The 16,322-nt window shown below is 71.5% G+C and carries 13 protein-coding genes and 3 pseudogenes; 8 read left to right on the forward strand and 8 right to left on the reverse strand.

Going from position 1 to position 16,322, the window contains the following annotated elements:
- Positions 1–82 precede the first annotated feature (82 nt).
- From ACFW01_RS09410 to ACFW01_RS09435, 6 genes are all read left to right on the forward strand, one after another.
- Positions 83–1,297 carry an FAD-dependent monooxygenase gene (locus ACFW01_RS09410; protein WP_234957334.1) on the forward strand — a complete coding sequence of 405 codons (1,215 nt, stop codon included), beginning with the start codon at positions 83–85 and terminating at the stop codon, positions 1,295–1,297.
- 23 nt (positions 1,298–1,320) lie between these two features.
- The gene (locus ACFW01_RS09415) at positions 1,321–2,361 is read left to right on the forward strand and encodes a cupin domain-containing protein (RefSeq protein ID WP_234957335.1); all 1,041 of its coding nucleotides are present in this window, start codon (positions 1,321–1,323) and stop codon (positions 2,359–2,361) included.
- Between the two features lie 32 nt (positions 2,362–2,393).
- Entirely contained in the window at positions 2,394–3,260 is an 867-nt protein-coding gene (locus ACFW01_RS09420) for a fumarylacetoacetate hydrolase family protein (protein ID WP_234957336.1), read from the forward strand.
- Positions 3,261–3,356: 96 nt separating this feature from the next.
- The gene (locus ACFW01_RS09425) at positions 3,357–3,806 is read left to right on the forward strand and encodes a MarR family winged helix-turn-helix transcriptional regulator (protein WP_234957337.1); all 450 of its coding nucleotides are present in this window, start codon (positions 3,357–3,359) and stop codon (positions 3,804–3,806) included.
- A 47-nt stretch (positions 3,807–3,853) separates the two neighbouring features.
- Positions 3,854–4,669, forward strand: coding sequence for an IclR family transcriptional regulator (locus tag ACFW01_RS09430; protein WP_234957338.1), 816 nt, complete (start codon positions 3,854–3,856; stop codon positions 4,667–4,669).
- Positions 4,670–4,843: 174 nt separating this feature from the next.
- Positions 4,844–6,229 carry an MFS transporter gene (locus tag ACFW01_RS09435; protein WP_234957339.1) on the forward strand — a complete coding sequence of 462 codons (1,386 nt, stop codon included), beginning with the start codon at positions 4,844–4,846 and terminating at the stop codon, positions 6,227–6,229.
- A 63-nt stretch (positions 6,230–6,292) separates the two neighbouring features.
- On the opposite strand, the pseudogene ACFW01_RS09440 reads toward ACFW01_RS09435, so the two are convergent.
- Positions 6,293–6,730: pseudogene (locus ACFW01_RS09440) on the reverse strand (transposase); the annotation flags it as partial.
- Positions 6,682–7,014: pseudogene (locus ACFW01_RS09445) on the reverse strand (transposase family protein); the annotation flags it as partial. The pseudogenes ACFW01_RS09445 and ACFW01_RS09440, both read right to left, overlap by 49 nt.
- Before the next feature lie 114 nt (positions 7,015–7,128).
- Here ACFW01_RS09445 and ACFW01_RS09450 point away from each other — a divergent pair.
- Positions 7,129–7,680, forward strand: a pseudogene (locus ACFW01_RS09450) (hypothetical protein).
- A 616-nt stretch (positions 7,681–8,296) separates the two neighbouring features.
- Positions 8,297–9,685, forward strand: a complete 1,389-nt coding sequence (locus ACFW01_RS09455) for an MFS transporter (protein ID WP_234957340.1) — start codon at positions 8,297–8,299, stop codon at positions 9,683–9,685.
- Positions 9,686–9,735: 50 nt separating this feature from the next.
- Here the strand turns inward: ACFW01_RS09455 and ACFW01_RS09460 are convergent, their stop codons facing one another.
- The 6 genes from ACFW01_RS09460 to ACFW01_RS09485 all read right to left on the reverse strand — a co-directional run bounded on the left by ACFW01_RS09460 (position 9,736) and on the right by ACFW01_RS09485 (position 16,319).
- Positions 9,736–11,706: a helix-turn-helix domain-containing protein gene (locus ACFW01_RS09460; RefSeq protein WP_384502774.1), complete on the reverse strand. Its 1,971-nt coding sequence runs from the start codon at positions 11,704–11,706 to the stop codon at positions 9,736–9,738.
- A 103-nt stretch (positions 11,707–11,809) separates the two neighbouring features.
- On the reverse strand, positions 11,810–12,610 hold the full coding sequence (locus ACFW01_RS09465; protein ID WP_234957342.1) for a 3-hydroxybutyrate dehydrogenase: 801 nt from the start codon (positions 12,608–12,610) through the stop codon (positions 11,810–11,812).
- Between the two features lie 55 nt (positions 12,611–12,665).
- The gene (locus ACFW01_RS09470; RefSeq protein WP_384502775.1) at positions 12,666–13,145 is read right to left on the reverse strand and encodes an NUDIX domain-containing protein; all 480 of its coding nucleotides are present in this window, start codon (positions 13,143–13,145) and stop codon (positions 12,666–12,668) included.
- 68 nt (positions 13,146–13,213) lie between these two features.
- On the reverse strand, positions 13,214–14,824 hold the full coding sequence (gene lnt / locus ACFW01_RS09475; RefSeq protein ID WP_384502776.1) for an apolipoprotein N-acyltransferase: 1,611 nt from the start codon (positions 14,822–14,824) through the stop codon (positions 13,214–13,216).
- 85 nt (positions 14,825–14,909) lie between these two features.
- Entirely contained in the window at positions 14,910–15,455 is a 546-nt protein-coding gene (locus ACFW01_RS09480; protein WP_125495733.1) for a hypothetical protein, read from the reverse strand.
- Between the two features lie 78 nt (positions 15,456–15,533).
- Positions 15,534–16,319, reverse strand: coding sequence for an aspartate/glutamate racemase family protein (locus ACFW01_RS09485; RefSeq protein ID WP_234957345.1), 786 nt, complete (start codon positions 16,317–16,319; stop codon positions 15,534–15,536).
- Between the last annotated feature and the right edge of the window lie 3 nt (positions 16,320–16,322).

Genomic DNA, 16,322 nt, shown 5'->3' on the forward strand with positions numbered 1-16,322 from the left:
ATGATTGGTGTACGGACCATCGGAGGCCGGGTCTGACCGCCTCCGCTCCCGATGTCCTCCCGAGCCGACTTTTGGAGGCCAGATGCCCGTCCTCACCTCTCCTCTCCACATCGCCGTAGTCGGAGGCGGTATCGGCGGACTGGCCGCCGCGCTCGCGACCGCCCACGCCGGCCATCGCGTGACGCTCGTGGAGCGGGCCGCCCGCTTCGGCGAGATCGGGGCCGGCCTTCAGCTCGCCCCGAACGCCTCCCTCGCCCTCGACGAACTCGGCGTACTGCCGGCCGTCCGGGCATCCGCGGTAGCCCCGCCCCGGCTGGTCATGATGGACGCCCTGACCGGTGACGAGGTCACCTCCCTCGACCTGCGCAGCTCGGCCTACACCGACCGCTTCGCGCACCCGTACCTGGTCACCCACCGCACCGACCTGCACGCCGCTCTGCTGACCGCCTGTCAGGAGCGCCCCACCGTCACGCTGCGCACGGGACACACCGTCGCCGAGGCGGACCAGGACGGATCCGGGGTACACCTGCGCTTCGCGGAGGGCCACCCGAGACTGACCGCCGACGCGGTCGTCGCCGCGGACGGACTGCACTCCCGGCTGCGCCAGGCACTGGTCGGTGACGGGGAACCGGTCTGCTCGCGCTACGTGGCCTTCCGCGGCGCTCTGCCCACCGGGAAGATGACCGGCCGGATGTCCCAGCACGCCGCCTCGGAAGCGGTCATGGTGTGGGCCGGGCCGCGCATGCACCTGGTGCAGTACCCCGTACGCCGCGGCGAGCTGTACAACCAGGTCGCCGTGTTCGAGAGCGACCACTACACGCCGGATTCCGACGACTGGGGCACCGAGGCCGAGCTGGAGGAGCGCTTCGCCGGCGCCTGCGAGGCCGTGCGCGACGCGCTGCCGCTCGTCTCTCGCGACCGTCGCTGGCCGCTGTACGACCGCGCCCCGATCAGCACCTGGGTGCACGGGCGGATCGCCCTCCTCGGAGACGCCGCCCACCCCATGCTCCAGTACCTCGCGCAGGGCGCCTGCCAGGCGCTGGAGGACGCCGTGGCGCTGGGCCAGGCCCTCGGCCGGAGCGCGGACCCCGCCGAAGCCTTCGCCGCATACGCGGACCGGCGTCGGGAACGGGCGACCCTCATCCAGACCAACGCCCGCCGCTTCGGCGAGATCTGCCACCTCGAAGGCATGGGAGCCACCCTGCGCAACATGCTCCTCTCGTCGCGCGACCCCGAGGCGTTCGACGACATCTCCTGGGTGTGGACCCCCACCCCCGCACCTGCACCCGCCCTGTGATCCGGCTCGCGTAGGAGGACACCATGACGACCGACGAACTCGCCTACAAGGCCCTGGAAGGTCTGGGAGCCGCCCCGCTGTGGCGCTTCTACGGCAACCTGTTCCCCGCCCAGCCCAAGAGCCGCGCCGTCCCTTACCGCTGGGACTGGCGCGAACTCCGCCCGCATCTCCTGCACTTCTCCAAGACGCTCTCCCTGGAGGAGGCCGAACGACGGGTCCTCATGCTCGTCAACCCCGGCCTCACCGACCCCCCGGCCACGGTCAACACCCTCTACGCCGGCCTCCAGATCATCCTGCCCGGCGAGACCGCCCAGGCACACCGGCACACATCCAACGCCTTCCGCTTCATCCTCGAGGGCGACGGCGCCTGGACCACCGTCAACGGCGAGCGGGTCTTCATGTCCCCCGGCGACCTCCTCCTCACTCCCGGCTGGCACTGGCACGACCACACCCACGAGGGCGACGCGCCGATGATCTGGCTGGACGCACTCGACTACCCCCTGGTCAACGCCCTGGAAGCCGGCTTCTACGAGCAGTACCCGCAGCGCCTGCAGCCCGTGACCAAGCCCGACGACGCCGGCAGCCGCCAGTTTCTGCACGGCCGACTCACCCCCGCCTGGCTCACAAAAGACGGCCCCAACTCCCCCGTCACCCGGTACACCTGGCAGGAGACGCAGCGCGCCCTGGACGCCATCGCCTACACCGCCGACGGCAGCGACGTCGACGGCGTCGTCCTGGAGTACACCAACCCCTGGACCGGCGGCCCGGTCATGCCCACCATCGGCTGCCGCGTCCAGCGGCTGCGCCCCGGCTTCCAGGGAGCCGGCCGCCGCCATACGGCCTCGACCATCTTCAACGTCGTCCGCGGCGAAGGCGCCACGATCGTCGACGGCGAACGGCTGGAGTGGTCCGAGCACGACACCTTCGCCGTCCCCGGCTGGGCCTCCTACCGCCACGTCAACACCTCCGCCTCCGCGGACGCCGTCCTGTTCTCCTACAACGACGAGCCCGTCATGCGCTCCCTCGGCCTCTACCGCACCGAAGACGCCGACCCCGGCGCCTGACCCTCCCACCCGACACCCACAAGGAGGCCAGCATGCGTCTGGCACTGTTCAACAAGGGACGCCTCGGACTCGTCGTCGGTGACGAGCTCGTCGACGTGACCGACCAGGTCGCCGGAGCCGACACCGCCGGCCCCGTCGGCGCGCTCCAGCGGTACGTCGAGGCAGCCGCCGACGGGGAGACGGCCCGTCTCGAAACAGCCGGCCGACCTCGCATCCCCCTGTCCGAAGCGGTCCTGGAGGCCCCGCTCCCCCGCCCCGGGAAGATCATCGGCGCGCCGGTCAACTACCTCGACCACAAGGCCGAGATGGAGTACACCACCTCGGTCGCCGACCTCGGCGTCTTCCTCAAGGCGAACTCCTCCGTCATCGGCCCGGGCCAGGACATCCTCCTCCCCTACTCCGACAAGCGCACCGACCAGGAAGGCGAACTGGGAGTCGTCATCGGCCGCACCGCCTCGCACGTGAGCACGGACGAAGCCCTGGACCACGTCTTCGGCTACACCTGCGTCCTGGACATCACCGTCCGCTCCGGCGAGGACCGCTCCACCCGCAAGTCCTTCGACACCTTCACCCCCATCGGCCCCTGGATCGTGACCGCCGACGAGATCCCGGACCCGGACACCCTCGACCTGCGCTGCGACGTCGGCGGCACCACCCGGCAGCGCACCAACACCGCCGACCTCATCTTCGGCGTCCGCGAACTGATCGCCTACACCTCCTCCGTCATGACCCTGCACCCGGGCGACGTGATCGCCACCGGCACCCCGGCCGGAGTGGGACCGCTCAGCCACGGCGACCGCGTGGTCCTGGACATCGAGAAGGTCGGTCGCCTGGAGGTCGGTGTCGACGGCTCCCGTGCCGTTCCCTACGACCAGCGCCCCGGCCGCCGCAGCCGCTGACCGCTCGGTCGCCGCCGGGGTGGTGCAGGCACTCGTAGACTCCCCACACCGGCCGTCCCCGGCCGGCACCACCCGGCGACCGACGGACGGAAGACTGTGGCGCACGCACTGGAACTGCACAACTACGTCGGACACCTGATCCGGCGCGCGGAACAGGTGCACACCGCCCTGTGGTACCGGCACGTGTCCAGGGAGATCACCTCCCAGCAGTTCGCCGTCCTCAACGCCCTCAGCCGTGACCCCGGCATCGACCAGCGCACCTTGGCGCGCTTCACCTCACTGGACCGTTCGACGGTCAACCACATCGTCCGCCGGCTGACCGAGCAGCACTACGTCAGTCAGGTACGCGACGAGGAGGACCGCCGGCGGACCCGGCTGAGCCTCACCGATCAGGGAACCGAACTGCTCGACTCTCTGATCGGTCCGGCCGAGGCCGTCAACGAGCAACTGCTCGACGCGCTTCCCGGTGACGAACGCAAGCTGGCCGTAGACGTCCTTCGCAAGATCGCATCGCTGGACGCCGAGGCACTCAGCGACGACCCGTGAGCTCGGTGAAGCGCGGGACGTCCAGGTAGCGAGGAAGGACTCACGCCTTGACCCGTCACGCCCTACGCAGCGCGCCTCCCTCCGCTCCCCCGCAGGAAGCCGGATCCTCGCCAGCCACCGCAACAGGACCCGTCATCGGCCGGGCCCTGCGCATCCTCGGTGCCTTCAGCGCACAGCGTCCTCACCTGTCCCTGAGCGAGCTGGCCCGGCGATCAGGTCTGCCCGTGTCCACCGCACACCGCATGCTGGGCGACCTGCTCGTGTGGGGCGCTCTGGAACGCGACGCGCAAGGCCGCTACCGGATCGGGCTGCGACTGTGGGAGGTCGCGTCCTTGGCTCCGCGCAGTCAAGGACTGCGCGAGCGCGCACTGCCCTACCTGGAAGACCTCTCCACCCTCGTCCGTGAGAACGTCCAGCTCGCCGTCCGTGACACGAGCGAGGTGGTCTTCATCGAACGCATCGCGCCGAGCTGTGCCGTGCCCACGCTGACACGAGTCGGAGGACGGCTGGGCATCACCACGACAGCAGCGGGACTGGTGCTGCTCGCCCACGCACCGGCAGCCGTTCAGGAGGAGGCTCTCACGCGGACGCTACCCCGGCACACCCCATTCACGCTCACCGACCGCGGCCGGATCAGGTCGGCCCTCGCCCAGGCACGCACGTGCGGCTACGCGGTCAGCGACCGGCAACTGTCCACCGACACCCTCTCCGTCGCCGCGCCCGTCACCACCGACGCCGGCGAGGTGTCCGCAGCCGTCTCCGTGGTGGTCCGGCACGGGTCCACATCCGTCGGAGCGCTCGCCGATCTGGTCCGCTCATGCGGCCGCTCCATTTCGCGAGCTTTTGACACGCCCGACCCCTGAAGGACATCGGCCCGCCACACTTGTTTCCCGGCATCCGGGAAACCACCTGGCCGCGCGAGACCGCCGCTCGCACCATGACTGCTCCCACTACCGAACCCGAGGCTGCCGCCCACGGCGCGCCGACGAGCCGGTTCGGCCATCCCGCAGTCGACAACGGAGTGCTGCCATGGAGAAGTGCCCTCACCGCCCCACCGCACCGCAGGCCGTCCGGTGACCGCCCGCCTCACGCAGGCCCTGGACGACGGGCCCATGAGCCGCTTCCAGTGGGGTGCGATCGCCATCTGCGTGCTGCTCAACACCCTTGACGGCTTCGACGTGCTGGTCATGTCCTTCACCGGGAAGACGATCTCCGGCGAGTGGCACCTCGACTCCGGTACTCTCGGGCTGCTGCTGAGCAGCGGGCTGGCGGGCATGGCGTTGGGCGCCCTGCTCATCGCTCCCCAGGCCGACCGGATCGGCCGGCGGCCGGTCATCCTGGCCGGCCTGGCCCTCGCTGCCGCGGGCATGCTGCTGTCCTCGGTCAGTCAAAACTGGCAGCAGTTGGGGGCGCTGCGCCTGCTCACCGGTGTCGGCATCGGCGCCGTTCTCGCCTGCAGCAACGTCATCGCCGGTGAGTTCGCGTCCCGCCGCTGGCGCGGTCTGGCCGTCAGCCTCAACTCCACTGGATACGCCGTGGGAGCGACGATCGGCGGCGTCTCTTCGGTCGCCCTCATCGATCGCTACGGGTGGCGCTCGGTGTTCGTGGCCGGCGGACTCGCCACCCTGGCCGTCATTCCCCTTGCCTTCCGTCTTCTGCCGGAATCGCTCGACTTCCTCCTCAGCAGGAGACCCGCCAATGCCCTGAGCCGTGTCAACGAGCTGGCCCGCCGCATGGGGCAGCCAGACCTGTCCACGCTCCCGGACAAGGAGCCGACGACGCTCACCTCCGCAGCCGGGTTCCGCCGCCTCCTGGCGCCAGATCTCCGCCGCCCCACCCTGGTGTTGTGGGGTGCCTTCTTCCTCGTCATGGCGGCCTTCTACTTCGTCACGAGCTGGACGCCGACTCTCCTCGTGGAGGCCGGGATGTCCGCGACACAGAGCCTGACCGGCGGAACGCTGCTCAACCTGGGCGGCGTCTTCGGCACCGCACTCCTGGGCGCGCTGGCCGCGCGGTACGCGCTCGGCAGCGTCCTGCGTACCTACCTCTTCGTGTCGGCAGCACTCGTCGTAGCCTTCGCGTCGTCTACGGACACGCTCGTCCTGGCCTTCTGCATCGGCGCCGCCATCGGAGTCGCGGTCAACGGCTGCATCGCCGGCCTCTACGCCCTGACGCCGAGCGTCTACCCGGCACCGCTGCGGGCGACAGGTGTGGGAGCGGCGATCAGTGTCGGCCGCGTGGGTGCCATCATCGCACCCACCACGGCTGGCTGGCTGCTGGACGCGGGCTGGACGCCACTGGCCTTGTACGTCACGACGGGTGCGGTGTTCTGCGCGGCCGGCTTGCTCCTTCTGGCCATGCGAAGGCAACAGCCGACAGTGAAGGCGGCGCGGGACGCCGAGCCAACACCGTCGTCTGCTTAAGCTCCTTAACCGCCCACCTCGCAACAAGACAGACCAGAGAGCCGTTGCCGCAGGTGACGGTAGCCGGATCGAAGGAACGCCCCTCACGAGCGGAATCAGGGCCTGGCTGTCGTGGACGTTGGCCCCCGAGGTACCGACGGAGATGGGCAAACGAGTCCGCTCGGTGATCAAATGGATCTTCGAACCGTACTTGCCCCGGTCGACAAAATTCGGACCTGTCAGGTCCCCCATTTCACGGCCCGCATGTTGACCGAGTCGATCGCGCATCGCGACCAGTCCAGGGTAACCGCGGGAGCCAAGCTCATCGAGGACCAGGCGGTGGAGCTTGACCCACACCCGGGCCCTGGTCCATTCGGTGAACCGGCGGTGAGCCGTCGCGCCGGATGGATCGAAAGAGGCCGTCGGCAGCTACTGGCACGTGCAGCCCGAGGTCGCAACGAACACGATCGCGGCAAGGTGCCGTCCACGATAAGCACGGTGCCCTTGCGGAACCGAAGGCGCGGCCGCAGCGCGAGCAGCGGTGCGAGGCGGTCGATGATCCGGTCGGCCGCAGACTTCGAGATTCCGAACAGCGGCGCGAGCTGGCGCAGTGTCAAGTTCGTGCGCCAGTAGGCCGCGACGAGGAGGGCTCGGTCCTCCAGGGGAGGGCTCCACGGCCGGCCTCGGCCGACCGCGTCCGCCCCCTCACGGCGCAAGGCGTTCACCAGCTTGCCGAAGCAGCGCCGGCTCAGCCCTGTGAACGGGCCTATCCAGGACGGCTGTGACGCCGTGATTACTGCTGACACGTCAAGATCGTCCCACTACCCGGAGCCAGAGTTGCGGACCAGCACCGGCCAGAATTCTGTTGGGCGGTCTCTTCACCGGCCGGTACGGTGCGACGCAGGAGTAGGGGGGATGAGCTGGTGCGCCCAGTGCTGTTGGTGGATGTGGACGGACCGCTGAACCCGTATGCAGCGAAGCCGCACCATCGGCCCGAGGGCTATCAGACCCACCGCTTGCTGACGCCTCGGTGGGGGGCCGCCGAGCGGCGCAGGCTGACTGAGTGAGGGCTGCCTAACAAGCCGGTGAAGCCGCTGCGGGTGTGGCTCAACCCGGATCACGGCCCCGCGCTGGAGGCACTTCCCTTCGACCTGGTGTGGGCGACTACGTGGGAGGAAGAAGCCAACGCCTTCGTCGCGCCAGTCCTGGGATTGCCCGAACTGCCCTTCATCCCTTGGCCCTCGCAGCAGCCCGAGCCAGGGGACGGTGTGTTCTGGAAGACGCCTGAGATCGTCGCCTGGGCGACAGGCCGTGCGTTCGCCTGGGTGGACGACGAGATCACAGAGGCGGATCGTTCCTGGGTGAAGGAACACCACGATGGTCCCGCCCTACTGCACCGGATCGACCCGCGACGCGGCCTCGCCATCGACGACTTCGCCACGCTGACGGCATGGGCGACCGGCCTTGACTGACTCCGCAGCCGGCAGGGAATCGGCAGCGACGCCTCCTCCGTGATCATTGCGGGACAAGTCTTCGCCAGCCCTCAGGAAAGACATCGTCCTTTCCCTTCAGCCGCGAACCGTGCCTCTTTCCCGACCGCCACGAGCAACCGGCCTTCGGTCCGGTGAGGGCCACGTCCATCGCCTTGGTGCGCCTCGGGGAGCATCTTGACCACCACATGCCCGTCGCCGTGACTTCACCCAGGGAAAGCTTCCTACCGCACGCGGCAGCAACGAGGAAACGGCCCTGCCCGAGCGGCCACCATATGCCGGAGTTCGACGCAGCGTAGTCAGCACCAAGTCAGCACGGGACAGGTGATGAAGGGTGATGACGTGGGCTTTCAGTCAGCACCGAACCAGCACGGGAGTCAGCACGCCACCGTTAAATCATGCCAAACAACGCATCGCAGGCACCCCTCGTTCTGACCTCTCCCAAGCCGCCAAAGCGCCCCTTGATGAGGACACATGGGTACTGCGCGCATAGCTCGCCTCCGAACTATGGTGTCCCGCCACATACGCCTCTCACCTGCGGGTTCCTACGGTGTGGCGACACACAACCGTCCCCGCACATCCCCAGGAAGTGGTGCCGATGTCGTCGCCCGCAGCCGCTCCACCAGCCCCGAACAACCTCAAGCGCATCGTCGCCGCGTCCCTCATCGGCACCACCATCGAGTGGTACGACTTCTTCCTCTACGGCTCCGCCGCCGCCCTCGTCTTCAACAAGCTGTTCTTCCCGGACTCCGACCCGCTGGTCGGCACACTGCTTTCGTTCCTGACGTATGCCGTCGGCTTCGCCGCGCGGCCGCTGGGTGCCCTGGTCTTCGGTCACTACGGTGACCGGCTCGGGCGCAAGAAGCTGCTGGTCCTGAGCCTGTTGATGATGGGCGGCGCGACCTTCGCGATCGGGCTGCTCCCCACCCACGCGACGATCGGCACGGCCGCCCCCGTGCTGCTGACCGTGTTGCGGCTCGTCCAGGGGTTCGCGCTCGGTGGTGAATGGGGCGGCGCCGTGCTGCTGGTGTCCGAGCACGGGGACGCGCGACGGCGTGGATTCTGGGCGTCCTGGCCGCAGACCGGGGCGCCGGCGGGGCAGCTGCTGGCCACGGGTGTGCTGTCGCTGCTGACCGCCGTGCTGTCGGACTCCGCGTTCAACAGCTGGGGCTGGCGGATCCCGTTCCTGCTCTCCGGCGTACTGGTCATGGTCGGTCTGTGGATCCGGCTGTCCGTCGACGAATCGCCGGTCTTCAAGCAGGCGTTGGCGCAGGCCGAGTCGCGCAGGGCGAAGGCCGAGCCGATGCCGATCGTCGCCGTGCTGCGGCACCACTGGCGCGACGTGCTGATCGCGATGGGCGCGCGCATGGCGGAGAACATCAGCTACTACGTCATCACCGCCTTCATCCTCGTCTACGCCACCACCGCGGCCGACCTCTCCAAGCAGACCGCGCTCAACGCGGTCCTGATCGCCTCAGCGGTGCACTTCGCGGTCATCCCGGCCTGGGGCGCGCTGTCGGACCGCATCGGCCGACGGCCCGTGTATCTGCTGGGCGCGGCGGGCGTGGGGTTGTGGATGTTCCCGTTCTTCATGCTGATCGACCACGGCGACTTCAGCAGTCTGCTGCTCGCGGTGACCGTGGGGCTGGTGCTGCACGGCGCCATGTACGCGCCCCAGGCCGCCTTCTTCTCCGAGATGTTCGCGACCCGGATGCGGTACTCCGGGGCGTCGATCGGCGCCCAGTTCGCCTCCGTCGCGGCTGGGGCTCCGGCGCCGCTGATCGCCACCGCGCTGCTCTCCGAGTACGACAGCTCCACCCCGATCTCCCTCTACGTGATCGCCTCCGTCCTGCTGACCCTGGTCGCGGTGGGCGTGGCCAAGGAGACACGCCACCGGGACCTCGCGGAGCCCCTGTCGTCCTCCGAGGACGAGGACGAGGACGGGGCGGTCAAGGCCTCCCGTGCGCAGGGGGCGCGCTCGGTCTGAGCCCGCCCCGCCGTCCGATGCCGACCCCGTACGCCCGTGCGCGTGCGGGGTCAGTGCTGTGCCGGGAGCGACAGCCGGTGGAGTCTGAGGGCCAGTTGTATCTCCAGGGCGCGGTCGGGGCTCTGCCAGTCGTCGCCGAGGAGGCGGCCCACGCGCTCCAGGCGCTGGGCGACCGTGTTCACGTGGACGTGGAGTTCGTCCTTGGTGCGGGCCGGGCTCATGCCGCAGGCGAAGTAGGCGTCGAGGGTGTGCAGCAGCTCGGTGCCGCGCCGCTCGTCGTAGGCGACGACCTGGCCGATGGTGCGCTGGACGAAACCCGGAACGTTCTGCTCGCCGGCCAGCAGCAGGCCCAGGAAGCCGAAGTCCTCGGCGGCGGCGCCGTCCCCGGAGCGGCCCAGCAGGCCCAGGGCGTCGAGGCAGCGCCGGGCCTCGGTGTAGGCGGCGGCGACGGCGGCGGGGCGGGCGGCGAGGTCCTCCACGGGTGCGGAGGCGCCGACGGTGACGCTCTCGTGGACGGCCCGGCCGAGGTGACGGGCGGTGCGGCGGGCCAGGTCCGTGGCCCCGTCACCGGCGTCGAGCGGCAGCAGGAGCACCGTGCCGCCGTCCCGGGCGGCGGCCAGGCCGTGCCGGGTCGCGGCGAGGTGGGAGGCGGCGGCCCACAGGCGCCTGCGCGCGTCCGCCTCCTGATCGGCGTCGGGCGCCGCGGTGTCGAGCCGGGCGGCGAGCACGACGTGCGTGGCGGCCAGGTCGGCACGGAGCCGCCGGGCGCGGTCGCCCAGCAGGCGCGGGTCGCGGTCGCGGGCGTCGAGCAGGTCGTCGAGCAGCTCGCCCCGGACACGCTGCTCGGCCTCGGCGGCGGAGCGGCGGGCGAGCAACAGCAGGGAGGTGACCGTCGCGGCCCGCTCCAGGGTGAGTTGGTCGACGGGGTCGAGCCCCGGGTGACCGCGCAGGACCAGGGCGCCCAGCAGTTCGTCGCCCGCGGCGACCGCCGCGATCCAGTCGTCCTCGTGCCGCACGGCGTGTCCCTCGGCGCGGGACACCTCCAGGGGGCCCGCCGGTGCCGAGACGGCCTCGGTGAACTCGACGGTGCCGTCCAGGACCTGGGAGACGGCGGCCGCCACGTCGTGCACCCCACCGCCGCGCAGGACCAGCTCGGTGAGCCGGTCGTGGACGTCGGAGGCGCGCTCGATGACGGCGCTGCGGTCCCCGATGATCTCGTTGGCCCGCTCCAGGCCGGCCAGGGCCGAGCGGGTCTCTGCGAGCAGGTTGGCGGTGTCGATCGCGGCTGCCGCGAGGGCGGCGAAGGAACCGAGCAGGGCGATCTGCTCGCGCTCGAAGACCCTGGCCCGCCGGTCCGCGGCGAAGAGCACGCCGATGACGTGGTGGCCGAGCATGAGGGGGACGCCCAGGATGGCGACCAGGCCCTCGTCGGCTACGCCCGCGTCGATGGTGCGGGTGTGCTGGAAGCGGGCGTCCTTGAAGTAGTCGTCGGTGACGTAGGGCCGGGCGGTCTGGGCGACGAGGCCTCCGAGCCCTTCCCCCATGCCGAGCCGCAGCTGCTGGAAGCGGGCGGCGACCGAGCCCTCGGTGACCCGCATGTAGGTGTCGCCGCGGGCCGCGTCGTGGAGGCTGAGGTAGGTCACGTCGGTGCCGAGCAGGGAACGGGCCCGCTGCACGATCGCCCGCAGCACGGCGTCCAGGTCGCGCAGCCCGGCGAGGTCGTGGGCCGTCTCGAACAGCGCGGACAGCTCCGCCTCCCGCCTGCGCCGGCCCTCCAGCTCTGAGCGCACGCGCAGCGCGAGGTGCTTGGCCCGGTCGAGCGCGTCGATCCGGTCGGCCGGCCCTCCCTCGGCGCGGGCGAGCAGTACCGGCTGCTCGTAGGCGTCGGCGGACGCCCCCCGGGCCAGCAGCTCCAGGAACGGCGTCTCGACGGCGGCGGACGCCGGGACGGCGGCGGCGCCGGCCGGCGCTCCGGCGGCGTCGGCCGGGCGCTCGGTGGACTGCAGGTGATCGCGGGACATGCTCACAGGATTCCCCATCGCCCGGTCGTCCCGGCAGCCCTGTGGACAACCCCGTCCGCAGGGGCCGCCGCCGGGCCGGCCGGTGCGCGGGCCGGGACCGGGCTCAGTGCGCCGTCCAGCCGCCGTCCAGCACGAGTGAGGTGCCGGTGACGAAGGACGCCTGTGGCCCGCAGAGGTACGCGACCGCCTCGGCGACCTCGTCCGGTTCGATCAGCCGCCGCACGGCGCTGTCCTGGAGCAGCACGTCGGTGAGCACCTGCTCCTCGGGGATGCCGTGGGCCCGGGCCTGGTCGGCGATCTGCCGCTCGACGAGCGGGGTGCGCACGTAGGAGGGGTTCACGCAGTTCGAGGTGACGCCGTGGGCCGCGCCTTCGAGGGCCGCGGTCTTGGACAGGCCCTCCAGGCCGTGCTTGGCGGCGACGTAGGCCGACTTGTAGGCGGAGGCGCGCAGGCCGTGCACGGAGGAGATGTTGACGATGCGGCCCCAGCCCTGCCCGTACATGTGGGGCAGGGCGCCGCGGATCAGGCGGAAGGGCGCCTCCAGCATCACGGTGAGCACCGTGTGGAAGACGTCCGGGGGAAACTCCTCGATGGGCCGCACCAGCTGGATCCCGGCATTGTTGACGAGGACGTCGGTGCCGGCGGCGGCGCGTTCGGCGGCGTCCAGGTCGGTCAGGTCCAGGACCTGGGGCAGGACGCTGCCCGCGAGGTCGGTGCTGCTCTCGGCGAGCGCGTCCAGTCCTGCCGCGTCCCGGTCGACCGCTCTGACCCGGGCTCCGGCGGCGGCCAGGCGCAGGGCGCAGGCACGGCCGATACCCCCGGCGGCGCCGGTGACGAGGGCGGTGCGGCCGTCGAGGTCGAGCGTGGAGGCGTGGGGGGCCGGGAGGACGCTGGGCGAGGTCATGTCCCCGACCCTAGGCAGCGCCCGCCCGGCTCCCCATGTGGGCACGCCCCATACTTCAGTAGGGGTCAGTGGGGTCGAACCATGTGGGTGCGTCGGCCAGCGCCTGCTTGATCCTGACCTGCCCGAACTCCCCCAGCTCCGGCAGCGCGTCCACGGCGAACCAGCCCACCTCCAGCGACTCGTCGTCGTTGACCCGGGCCTCACCGCCCACGGCCCGGCAGCGGAAGGTGACGTCCATGAACTGGCAGACGTCCCCGTTGTCGTACGTCACCGGGTTCAGCGCCTGCACGAGGACCAGCCGCTCGACGACGCACCGTACGGCCGTCTCCTCCTCCACCTCGCGCATCGCGCAGGCGGCGGGCTGCTCGCCGGGCTCGGGGATGCCTCCGATCAGTGACCATCGCCCGTTGTCGGACCGCCGGCCCAGGAGCACTCTGCCCTGGTCGTCGAAGACGACGGCGGTGACTCCGGGGAGCCAGAGCAGTTGCTGTCCGGCGGTGGCGCGCAGGTCGCGGATGAAGTCGGGAGTAGCCATGCGGACGACCCTAACGGGCCGGGCCGGCCACTCCCGGCGGTGTCACGGGGCGTGCGACGGGCGTACGGCTACACGTCACGGGCGCGTCGCCCGCGCACACCGGAGCCGACGGCCCAGCCCAGCGCGCCGGCCGCGACCAGCACGAGAGCGATCTCGGGCAGTACGCCCAGCCGGGTGGCCGGGGTCTCGGAGGAGCGCAGGGGCACCTCCTGGACCAGGGAGTCCGCGACGAACATGCCGGTCTTCTGGGTGATCCGGCCGTCCGGCATGATGATCGCGCTGACGCCGCTGGTCACCGGGACCGTGACGGTCCGGCTGTGCTCGACCGCGCGGACGCGGGACATGGCGAGCTGCTGGTAGGTCATCTCGCTGCGGTCGAAGGTCGCGTTGTTGCTGGGTACGGAGATCATCTGGGCGCCGTCGGTGACCTCGGAGCGCACGGCCCAGTCGAAGGCGGCTTCGTAGCAGGTGACCAGGCCGACCTCGGTGCCCGCCATGGAGAAGACGCCGGGCTCGGTGCCCCGGCTGAAGTCCCGGCTGACCATGGAGGTCCAGTCGTCGTTGATCGCCCCGATGAGCGAGCGCAGCGGGAGGTACTCGCCGAAGGGCTGGATCTGCCGCTTGTCGTAGGTGTCGACGGGGCCCTTGTCGGGGTCCCAGAGGATCTGCTCGTTGAGGAGCCTGCCGTCCCGTTCGACGACGCCGCCGACCGAGACGGGCGCGCCGATCGCCTTGGCGGCCCGGTCGATGACCATGCGCGCGTCGGTGTTGGCGAAGGGGTCGATGTCCGAGGAGTTCTCCGGCCAGAGCACGAAGTCGGGGCGGTCCACCCGGCCCGCCCTCACCTCGGCGGCGAGGCGTTCCGTTTCCCGCGCGTGATAGTCGAGTACGGCCCGCCGCTGTGAGTTGAAGTCGAGGCCCGCGCGCGGCACGTTGCCCTGGATCACCGCCACGGTCGCGGTGCCGTCCTCCGCCTCGTCGCTGACCAGCGGGCGGGCGGCGACGGCGGCCACGACCGGGACGGCCACGGCGACGAGGGCCACCGCCGCCGCGCCCCGCCGTACCTCGCCTTTCCGGCGCGCCCGGACGGCGAGACGCACCGCCTCGCAGAGGCCGAAGCCGCACAGGACGACCGCGAACCCGAGCACCGGCGTGCCGCCGAGCGCGGCGAGGGGCAGGAACACGCCGTCCGCCTGGCCGAACGCGATCTTGCCCCAGGGGAACCCCTCGAAGGGCACACGCGCGCGTGCGGCCTCCCCCGCGATCCACAGCGCCGCCGCCCACACGGGCCATCCCGGCAGCTTCGACACCGCGGCGACACCCGCGCCGACCAGCGCGACGAAGAGCGCCTCGATCGCCACCAGGGCGAGCCAGGGGCCGGGGCCGACCTCCACACCGGTCCAGACCAGCAGCGGCAGCAGGAAGCCGAGGCCGAAGAGGTAGCCGAGGCCGAGGCCCGCCTTCCAGCCGCGGCCGCGCAGCACCCCGCCGAGGACGGCGAAGGCGGGCAGGGCCAGCCACCACAGGGTGCGCGGCGGGAAGCTGACGTAGAGCAGTACTCCGGAGAGCGCGGCCGCGGCGGCCGGGAGGAGGCTCAGGAGCCGTGCGGTGAGCCGGGAGGCGGGTGGGGGCTGCGGCTGCGTCCGGTCCGGCTCGCCGACGGAGGTGGTGGCTGTCACCCCCCGGAGTGTACGGCGGGTGACCGAACCCCCGACAGCACGGTCCGCGGCGGCAGGCGGACGGCCCGCACATGGCACGGTGCGCTCAGTGCGCGGGCTGCTCGGGTGCCTTCGGGCGCAGCCGGTCCGTGATGACCTGGACGGCCGCCTCCGCGTCGTCCACGGTGACCGTGAAGGTGTGCCCGTCGCCCAGCTTGAGGATGAGGCCCTCGCCGCGCCGCACGACCACGGCGGTGCCCTTCTCGGGCCGCCAGCGGTAGCCCCAGCCGCCCCAGTGGCGCGGGGTGACGTGCGGGGCGAACTCGGCCCCGACGACGTGGGACAGGGGGATGCGCCGTCGTGGCAGGCCGATGTGGCCGCAGCGCACTTCGAGGCAGTCCTCGTCGACCCGCAGCGCGACGTGGACGAAGGCGAGCGTGCCGAAGAGCACCAGCAGTCCCGCCGCGATGCAGCCGACGACCGCCATGGTGAGCGGGACGACGCCGGACTCCCAGGCGGAGTCGACGGCCAGGGCGATGCCGAGCGCCATGCAGGCCGCGCCGATGAGCGCCAGGAACCACTGGACCCGGTTGGTGGCACGTCCGGTCCAGATGTCCGGCTGCGGGGTGGTCTCGCCGTGGCGATGCCTCATGGATATGAGGTTACTCATGTTTCGCTGCGCGGGTACCTCGTCGCGCTGGGTGACTGGGCCGTCCGGGCGGGCGGGCCGTCAGCGGGCCGGTGTGGCCGCGCGCAGCAGCCTGCCCTCGGCGTAGGCCAGCGCGGGCGCGGGCAGCGTGCCCTCGCGTCCGCTGAGCAGCACGGTGAGGGTGCCCTCGGCCGGGGCGCCCGGGTCGGGGTGGGCGCCGATCCGGCGCAGCGCCTGGGCGGCGACCGCGCCCGCCGATCCGTGCAGCACGAGCCGCGGGGCGCCGGCGCGCTGTACGGCGGCGCGGATGCGCTCGGCGACCAGTTCGTAGTGGGTGCAGCCCAGGACGACGGTCGTCACGTCGTCGGGGGTGAGGGCCGCCGCGGCGGCGACGGTCGCGGTGATGGCCGCCTCGTTCGCGTGCTCGACGGCTTCGGCGAGCCCCGGGCACGGCACCTCGGTGACGGTCGCGTCGCCGCCGAAGTCCGCGATGAGGCCGCGCTGGTAGGGGCTGCCGGTGGTGGCGGGGGTCGCCCAGATCGCCACGGGGCCGCCACCGGCCGCGGCGGGCTTGATCGCCGGTACGGTGCCGACGACGGGCAGCGCGGGCTCCAGCTTGGCGCGCAGTGTGGGCAGCGCGTGCACGGTGGCGGTGTTGCAGCCGACGATCAGCGCGTCGGGTCGGTGCGCGGCGGCGGCCTCGGCCACCGCGAGGGCCCGCCCGGTCAGGTCCTCGGGGGTGCGGGGGCCCCAGGGCATGCCGTCGGGGTCGAGGGAGAGGATGAGATCGGCGTCCGGTCGCAGGCGCCGTACCGCGGCGGTTGCCGCCAGCAGACCGATTCCGGAGTCCATGAGCGCGATCTTCACCCG

The sequence above is a fragment of the Streptomyces sp. NPDC058985 genome, assembly GCF_042740985.1.
Classification (GTDB): domain Bacteria; phylum Actinomycetota; class Actinomycetes; order Streptomycetales; family Streptomycetaceae; genus Streptomyces.